Genomic DNA, 8,269 nt, shown 5'->3' with positions numbered 1-8,269 from the left:
GAGATTGTTCATGTATTTAAGTGATTGGTAGTCAGGTAAATATACGATTTTTTAATCAAATGAACAATCTTTTTTCCTATATTTCTAAATGCACAACGGGTTTATTAGTATTAAAATTGATGACGAAAATGCGCATAAATATAAACAATATTTTGATTGGGAAGAACATTTATATAGAATTCCCTCCCACAGATTATTGGCAATTCTTCGGGCTGAAGCGGAAGGATTTGTAAAAATCAAAATTGAGATTGAAAAAGAAGAATCTATAGACATCATAGAAAAAGCCATTCTTAAATCCAATAGTGATTGTGCCGATCAAATAAAACTGGCCATCCAAGACAGTTACAAAAGATTATTAGAACCAGCAATTTCAAATGAAATATTGCAACAAGCAAAACAAAAAGCAGATATAAAAGCCATTGAGATATTTTCAGAAAATCTAAAGCAATTGCTTCTCGCAGCGCCATTGGGCGAGAAAAGAATTTTGGCTATAGATCCTGGTTACAAAAGTGGTTGTAAAATCGTTTGTCTGGATGAAAAGGGAGATCTGTTATACAATGAAACCATTTATCCACACGCACCCCAAAATGAATCTGGCATGGCGATAAAGAAAATCCGATCCATGGTTAATGCATACCAAATAGAAGCAATTTCCATTGGAAACGGAACTGCAAGCAGAGAAACAGAATTTTTAATAAAAAAAATAGCATTTGATAAACAACCGCCGCAGGTATTTATAGTTTCAGAAGCCGGTGCATCGGTGTATTCGGCGAGTAAGATTGCCAGAGATGAATTTCCTAGTTTTGATGTTACGGTGCGCGGAGCAATTTCTATCGGCAGAAGATTGTCTGATCCTTTGGCGGAGCTCGTAAAGATAGAAGCAAAATCTATAGGTGTGGGACAATATCAGCATGATGTAGATCAAGCTAAACTAAAGACTGAACTGGATGCAACGGTGATGAAGTGTGTAAATGCGGTAGGAATTAATCTTAATACAGCAAGCAAATCTTTGCTTAGCTACGTTTCTGGAATTGGGGAAAAAATGGCAGAAAACATTGTGAATTATCGTGCAGAAAATGGTGCTTTTGCCGATCGCAAACAACTGAAAAAAGTTCCGCGTTTGGGAGAAAAAGCCTATCAACAAGCGGCAGCATTCGTAAGGGTATCCAATGCAAAAAATCCTTTAGACAATTCTGCAGTTCACCCAGAATCCTACAAAATAGTAGAAAAAATGGCGAAAGATTTGGGCTTAAAGACCGATGAGCTCATTGGTAAAAGAGAAATAATTCAAACCATTAAGCCAGAAAATTACATTTGCGATACGATTGGTATTTTAGGAATAAAAGATATTCTGAAAGAATTGGAAAAACCTGGTTTGGATCCGAGAAAAGCTGCAAAAGTTTTTGAATTTGATCCAAAGGTAAAATCCATTAAAAATTTGAAAATTGGGATGATTTTACCTGGAATCGTAAACAACATTACGGCTTTTGGTTGCTTTGTGGATGTGGGGATAAAAGAAAGTGGCCTGGTTCATATTTCCCAATTGAAAGAAGGTTTTGTATCTGATGTAAATGAGGTGGTGAAACTGCATCAGCACGTACAAGTGAAAGTTACCGAAGTAGATGAGGCGCGGAAAAGGATTCAGTTGAGTATGATTATAGTCTAAAGTAAATATTAGAATACGGATGATGATGCTAATTTACTCCCATTAAAAAAACCGTTTCAAATGTTTGAAACGGCTTTTTAAAAAATACTTAAGCAAAAGATAATTATAACTGATGTTTCGGAGTATATCCGTCTTCGCTTAATTCTTTTTGCTCATATTCTGCGATCATTTCTGCTTCAAAATCTATTTTTTTATCTTTCCCCATTCTTCTAAGCAAAGAATCAAAAAGTGAATAAACCACGGGAACAATGATTAATGTTAGGAATAAGGAAGAGGTTAATCCGCCAATTATCACCCAAGCTAAACCGTTGTTCATTTCTGCGCCCGCTCCTTTTGCCAAGGCGATGGGAAGCATCCCAAAAATCATTGCAATGGTGGTCATCAAAATAGGACGAAGCCTTGCATGATTCGCCTGAATTAATGCATCGTGCGTACTTGCGCCGGCTGCTTTTCGCATATTGGTAAAATCTACAATCATAATCGCATTTTTTGCCACCAGACCAATCAACATAATCATTCCTAACATAGTAAAAATGTTTAATGAGTTATTGGTTAATGCTAGAATTACCATTACTCCAATCAATGCTAAAGGAATAGAAAATAGTACTACAAATGGATATACAAAGCTGTCGTATAAAGCTACCATTACCAAATAAACCAGAATAATAGCGGCTAATAACGCAATTCCTAAACTTCCGAAACCTTCTGTCTGATTTTCCATATCGCCACTCCAAATATAATTGACACCGGCTGGTTTAGTTTCTGCATTGTCCATAAATTGTGCAGACCACTCATTGGCAACGTCTCCCACAGGACGACCAACTACTTTGGAAAGTACTTTTACAGAAGGAGATTTATCTCTTCGCTGCAGTAAACTTGGCCCAGAACTCATATCTACATTTGCGAACTGGCTCAGCCGGATTTGTTCTCCTTTATTATTGGTAAACATTAAATTTCTTACATCTTCAATGGATTGTCTATTGGCATCTGCAAAACGGATATTGATGTCATATTCATATTCTCCAGCCCTATATTTTCCGTCTGTATTTCCATTAAATGCGGTTTGCATTGCCATACCAACGTTTGAAAGATTTAAACCTAACGCAGACATTTTATCACGGTCGATATTTACCCGAACTTCCGGACTTCCGGTATCGGTGGACAATTCTGCATCTACAGATCCGGGAACTTTTTTCAGTAGTTCTAAGATTCTGTTGGCTTCTTTGTTTGCTGTTTCGTTATCTGCAGCAGTTACTACCATTTCGATGGGACTTTGATCTGCTCCCATTAATCCGATAGGTGCAGTTTTAAATTCTACACCGGTAAATTTTTCTTCCAGATCTCTTTTGATTTTTGCCGACATAATATCGGTACTCTCATCACGTTCTGATTTATCATTTAAAATTACCTGAACTTCAGACTGGTATGCGGTTGCCTGCGCTCCACCAAAGCCTGAAGATTGCTGACCCACAGTGGTAATTAAGTTGACAACATTTGGATTATCTCTTAAATATTTTTCCACATTTAAAGTAACCTGATTTGTTTTTTCAATGGTTGCATCTTTTGGTAATTCCATTTGAACTAAGAATTGTCCACGATCCATTTTCGGGAAAAACTCCCCTCCTATAAATCCGAATACCACTAATAGACAAGAAGAGATCAGTATCACGAATGTTACTACCACAGTCATAATTCTTCTTAATCCAGTTTTTAAACACCATTCTAAAATATCGGTAATCCAGTGTGTAAATTTATCCAATTGCCCTTCAAACCAGAGGATGAATTTTTCAAAGGGATTTTTACCCGTCAAATGCACCACTTTCCCGAATCTTGAAGACAACCAGGGAATGATTGTAAAGGAAGTTAGTAGAGAAAATAAAGTCGCCATAACTACCGTGACACAGAACTGCGCCAAAATGTCTGACACCAAACCTGAACTCATAGCGATGGGTAAAAATACTACTACAATTACCAAAGTAATAGCAGTTACCGTAAAGCCGATTTCCGAGGCACCATCGTAGGCTGCGCGAATTCTGCTCTTACCCATTTCCATGTGACGGTACACATTTTCTAGAACTACAATGGCATCATCAACCAAAATACCAACCACTAATGAAAGTCCCAATAAACTCATTAAGTTTAATGTATATCCCATTAAATACATTCCGATAAACGTTGCTACCAAAGAGATCGGAATAGAAACCATAACGATAAATGCATTTCTAATGTTGTGAAGAAAGAGCAACATCACGATCGCCACTAAGATAATTGCAAGAAACAAATCAAAGAGTACGTGGTTGGCAGCATCGAGGGTAAAGTTTGTACTATCATCCACGATGGTTACAGCTAAACCCTGTATTGCGTAGTTTTTCACCACTTCCGCCATGGTTTCCTGAACACGTTCCGAAACCGCTACTGCATTGGCATCAGACTGTTTTTTCACCTGCATCAAAATCGTAGGATTCTGATTATATCTTGCTATCTTATCAATATCTTTCTGCGTATCAAAAACCGTGGCAACATCTGAAAGCCTTACTTGGGCACCATTGCTCGAGGAAATAACCAGGTTATTCATCTCTTCAATAGATTGATACTTTCCAGATAATCTGATGGTAGATTTTGTGGTTCTGGATTTTAAACTTCCCGTGGGAAAATCTAGATTGGAAGAGAGGATAGCCTGCTGAACATCAGAAATCGTAATTCCATAACCCTGCAATTTTTTATCATCAATGCTTACCTGTATTTCACGCTCCTGGCCACCAACAAGATCTACCTGTGCAACTCCATTTACCCGGGAAAAAATAGGTTCTATTTTCTTATCTAATAAATCGTAAAGCTCCTTGTTATTGAGTTTATTACTCGAAATACTCATGGTCATAATCGGTAAATCATCCAATGAGAATTTATTTAATGAAGGTGCATCTGCGTCATCTGGCAATTCAGATAGAATGGCATTCACTTTACGTTGTGCATCATTGAGTGCATAATTCACATCCGCCCCAGTATTCAGCTGAACGAGAATTACGGAAAGACTTTCGTAAGAAGAGGATTCTACTTTTTTTACGTTTTCTAAAGACCCTACCGCATCTTCAATTTTTCTGGTCACTGATGTTTCTACCTCACTTGGCGATGCTCCCGGATAAACCGTGGAGATGGTTACCATATTGGTTTCAAATTTCGGGATCAGCTCGTACCCCATCATGGAGTAGCTCAGAATTCCGCCTAATGTCAGAATCATAAATAATACGATAATGAGCGACGGTCTTTTAATTGATATTTCTGCTAACTTCATTGTTCTACTTTACGATATTAATTTTTGATCCGTTTTCTAAATTGATTTGTCCGCTAGTAATTACTTGCTCACCACCTTTTAATCCACTGATTATTTGTACTTTACCACCATACACTTTTCCAGTTTTCACGTTGATCATTTTCGCAGTTGCGTTGTGCACGATGAACAATTGTCCAGAACTTACTCCATTTACAAAAGCTTCTGCTGGAACCGTCAACATATTTTGAGTTTCCACGCCATTATTGGTTTTAAACAATGCGGTACCATACATTCCCGCTTTTAACTGGCCGTTATTGGCTACTTCAATTTCTACTGGGAAATTCAATGAAGCATCACTTTTCGGAGCAATAAATGAAATTCTCCCGCTGAAAGTCTCTTCAGGCAAAACATTCACATTGATGGCAACATTTTGTCCAATCTGTATTCTCCCGATCTGGCTTTCATCAACCAAAACCGATAATTTTACACTATTGATATTTACGATTTCAAATAATGGAGTACCCGGCGAAACAACCATTCCTGGCTCAACCATTTTTTTATTAATGATTCCACTGATTCCCGCACGTACGCTGGTATCATTTACCCGAACACTTTGTGCTCGTACTGCAGACTGCATATTTTTCAGTTGTAGTCTAGAGTTATCAACTTGCTGTTTGGTAACTCCGCCGGTTTTGTAAGCGTTTTCATACCGTTGATTATCGATGATTGCGTTTTGTAAATTATTTTGAGCCTGAGAAACATCTACCTCGATGGCATCTCTTTTAATAGTTGCTAAAACTTGGCCTGCACTCACTCTGGATCCTTCTCTTACCATTACATTCACAATTCTCCCAGAAATCTCCGCGGCTTGATTGGTTTCCTGTTTCGGGATAAAAGTTCCGTTTGCTGTATAATCCGTATTGATGTTTTCTCTTCCTACTGTTACTACATTCACGTTAATCTTATCAACCTGTTTTGCAACTTCTGCCACTTCTTTCTTTTGATTTGCCTTGTTACTGGCAATTTTGTACGCTCCAAGACCAACGAGTATTAGTGCTACAACGATATATATTAAAGTTTTTTTCATTTGGAATAATTTTTTTAGGTCAAATTCAATCTTAATTCTAGATTTTCTTCTTCGTTTATTTTAGGTAAGTTTTTAGGTCTCCTTTGGCTTTATAATATTGCACTTCGGCAATTTTGTAATTTAAAATAGCGTTGCTATAATTGTTTTTTGCTTCTACCAAAGCGTTTTCTGCTTCCAAAAGTTCCGTTAGAGTGGCTAAACCATATTGGTAATTGCTTTTCGTATTTGCCGTTACTGTTTCTGCCAGTTCCACATTAGCTTTTTGATTTTCTAATGCAGACAAGCTGTTTTCAATCTGAGATTTGGCATTTTGATAAGATAAATCTAAAGCAAGTTTAGTATCCATGATATCAATATCCAATTTATCCAATTCAATTTGAGCCATTTCTACTCTCGCTTTTGTGGCAAAACCATTAAAAATAGGAATATTTACCCCTAAAGTAATTGCTGAATAATCTGCCCAATACACTCCATTTTTTTGCCCATTTGTTAAAGGAAATTTATCTCCCAAACCTTGCCAACTATAATTGGCCGTTACATTCACGGTTGGATAATATGCCGCTTCTACTGCCTGTTTGTTAAATTCTAACAACTGTTTTTGTTTATCTAATACCAAAATCTCGGTTCGATCTTCTGTACCTAATGTTTCTGCCAAAAGGTGCGGGGTAATTTCCATATCTCCCTTCACCAATTCGATATCTGTTTCTATGGGCATTCCCATATAGAATTTTAAAGCATTTTCAGCTTGATTGATATCGTTTTGCAACTGTTTGATAAGGGTAGAAATATTGGTGAGATTCACGTTCGTTCTATCCAGATCAATTTTTTTCGCCAAACCATTTTCAAACAAACTCTTGATGATGTTTCTGGCTTTCTCTGTACTGGTAAAACTACTTTCTAAGGTTTCTTTTTTCTGCTGAATGGTGAAAACCTGAAAATAAGCATTAGAAACTCTTTCAATAATTTGCTCCTCTGTCAACTGCGCATTAAGTTGATAAAATTCTTTCGTGGATTTTGCAGCTTTCAAGCCCACAAAAACCTGCTGGTTAAAAATTGCCTGGGACAGTTGCAACCCGCCACCTGCATTCCATTTTTGACCTAAGGAAATCAATTGGATATTACTTGGCCCACCGCTGAAAGCACCTGCATCTAAAGCAGTTGTTTGCAAAATCGGGTTGTAGGTGATGTTCCCAACACCATTTATTTGAGGTAATGCTCCAGATTTCGCTTCCATGATCTGGTAATCTGCGTTGCGAATATCTAATTTTGCTTTCTGCGCTTCTGCCTTATTTTGCAGAGCGTACTCGATGGCCTCCTTCAGGGTGACAATCTCTTGCCCTTTCAACCCTGTGATTGAAAACGCAAAAAAGACTGCTCCGAGAGCCATTTTTCTCCAATTGGTCATTATAAATAATTGTTTTTTATTAAAAATTGAGTGGTAAGTTTTCTTTGAAAATTCCAGATTTATTTTATTTTATGCTGAAAACTTTCTAAAACTTCTCTTCCTTTTGCCGTAGTTATTGAATTGATGTACATGATTAGAGCTTGGCGATTATAATGTTCCCTATCGATGACTTTTGAATCAATGTATGGCGAACTGTCATAAGACATCACGAGTTGAAAGAATATTTTTGCATATATTTCTGCGTCGAAATCACCTCTATACAACCCCTGTTTTCGTCCTTTTTCAATATTATGCACCAGTACTTCTGAAAATTTTTCTGAAAAATTCAACATGTGCTTGNACAAATCATTCTTTCTACAACGTTTTCTATATTTTCATCTAAAAATTGCAGTCTTTCAATGAGCTCTACCAACTTGTAGTAAAGTACTTCTTCAATCAGTTCTTCTTTATTTTTATATTTCTGATAAAGCGTTTTTTTTGAAATACCAAATTCTTTAGCGATATCATCCATCGTCAGTGTTTTCGCCCCATTTTCTATGAAGAGATCTGCTGCTTTGCACAAAAATTCTATGTTTTCTTCCATAATTTCGAGTGCAAATATACACCATAAAACTTAAAAACAAAAATAGTTTCCTAGTTTTTGTTAAAATATTTAGATAGTTGTAATGGTTAACTTTTAGAGAATGTTTAATTTAATCTCAGTACATGAGAAATCATGTTTCGCTTTACTATTCTTTTACCCGTTGTGCATTTAGAAATATAGGAAAAAAGATTGTTCATTTGATTAAAAAATCGTATATTTACCTGACTACCAATCACTTAAATACATGAACAATCTCA

The 8,269-nt window shown here is 36.6% G+C and carries 5 protein-coding genes and 1 pseudogene; 1 reads left to right on the top strand and 5 read right to left on the bottom strand.

All coding sequences use genetic code 11. The features are described 5' to 3' along the window. Nucleotides 1–112 precede the first annotated feature (112 nt). A pseudogene (locus QWY78_RS05510) lies at nucleotides 113–1,666 on the top strand (helix-hairpin-helix domain-containing protein); the annotation flags it as partial. Nucleotides 1,667–1,769: 103 nt separating this feature from the next. Here the strand turns inward: QWY78_RS05510 and QWY78_RS05505 are convergent. The 5 genes from QWY78_RS05505 to QWY78_RS05485 are packed head-to-tail and all read right to left on the bottom strand — an operon-like array spanning nucleotide 1,770 to nucleotide 7,940. Beyond that, nucleotides 1,770–4,958 carry an efflux RND transporter permease subunit gene (locus QWY78_RS05505; protein ID WP_290217363.1) on the bottom strand — a complete coding sequence of 1,063 codons (3,189 nt, stop codon included), beginning with the start codon at nucleotides 4,956–4,958 and terminating at the stop codon, nucleotides 1,770–1,772. A 4-nt stretch (nucleotides 4,959–4,962) separates the two neighbouring features. Continuing rightward, on the bottom strand, nucleotides 4,963–6,024 hold the full coding sequence (locus QWY78_RS05500) for an efflux RND transporter periplasmic adaptor subunit (RefSeq protein WP_290217361.1): 1,062 nt from the start codon (nucleotides 6,022–6,024) through the stop codon (nucleotides 4,963–4,965). Nucleotides 6,025–6,079: 55 nt separating this feature from the next. Next, nucleotides 6,080–7,429, bottom strand: coding sequence for a TolC family protein (locus QWY78_RS05495; RefSeq protein WP_290217359.1), 1,350 nt, complete (start codon nucleotides 7,427–7,429; stop codon nucleotides 6,080–6,082). Nucleotides 7,430–7,488: 59 nt separating this feature from the next. After that, nucleotides 7,489–7,761 carry a hypothetical protein gene (locus tag QWY78_RS05490; protein ID WP_290217358.1) on the bottom strand — a complete coding sequence of 91 codons (273 nt, stop codon included), beginning with the start codon at nucleotides 7,759–7,761 and terminating at the stop codon, nucleotides 7,489–7,491. Further along, nucleotides 7,755–7,940, bottom strand: a complete 186-nt coding sequence (locus QWY78_RS05485; protein WP_435389054.1) for a TetR/AcrR family transcriptional regulator — start codon at nucleotides 7,938–7,940, stop codon at nucleotides 7,755–7,757. The genes QWY78_RS05490 and QWY78_RS05485 overlap by 7 nt, the downstream gene beginning before the upstream one ends. Between the last annotated feature and the right edge of the window lie 329 nt (nucleotides 7,941–8,269).

This window comes from Kaistella yonginensis, from assembly GCF_030409525.1.
Taxonomy (GTDB): domain Bacteria; phylum Bacteroidota; class Bacteroidia; order Flavobacteriales; family Weeksellaceae; genus Kaistella; species Kaistella yonginensis.
Note: the sequence above shows the minus strand (reverse complement) of the source record. Positions and strands in the feature narration are given on the sequence as shown.

Bases quoted from the DNA above. Each gene is read 5' to 3' on its own strand.
- QWY78_RS05495 (WP_290217359.1), bottom strand. From the start codon at position 7,429: ATGACCAATTGGAGAAAAATGGCTCTCGGAGCAGTCTTTTTTGCGTTT.
- QWY78_RS05505 (WP_290217363.1), bottom strand. From the start codon at position 4,958: ATGAAGTTAGCAGAAATATCAATTAAAAGACCGTCGCTCATTATCGTA.
- QWY78_RS05500 (WP_290217361.1), bottom strand. From the start codon at position 6,024: ATGAAAAAAACTTTAATATATATCGTTGTAGCACTAATACTCGTTGGT.
- QWY78_RS05490 (WP_290217358.1), bottom strand. From the start codon at position 7,761: ATGTTGAATTTTTCAGAAAAATTTTCAGAAGTACTGGTGCATAATATT.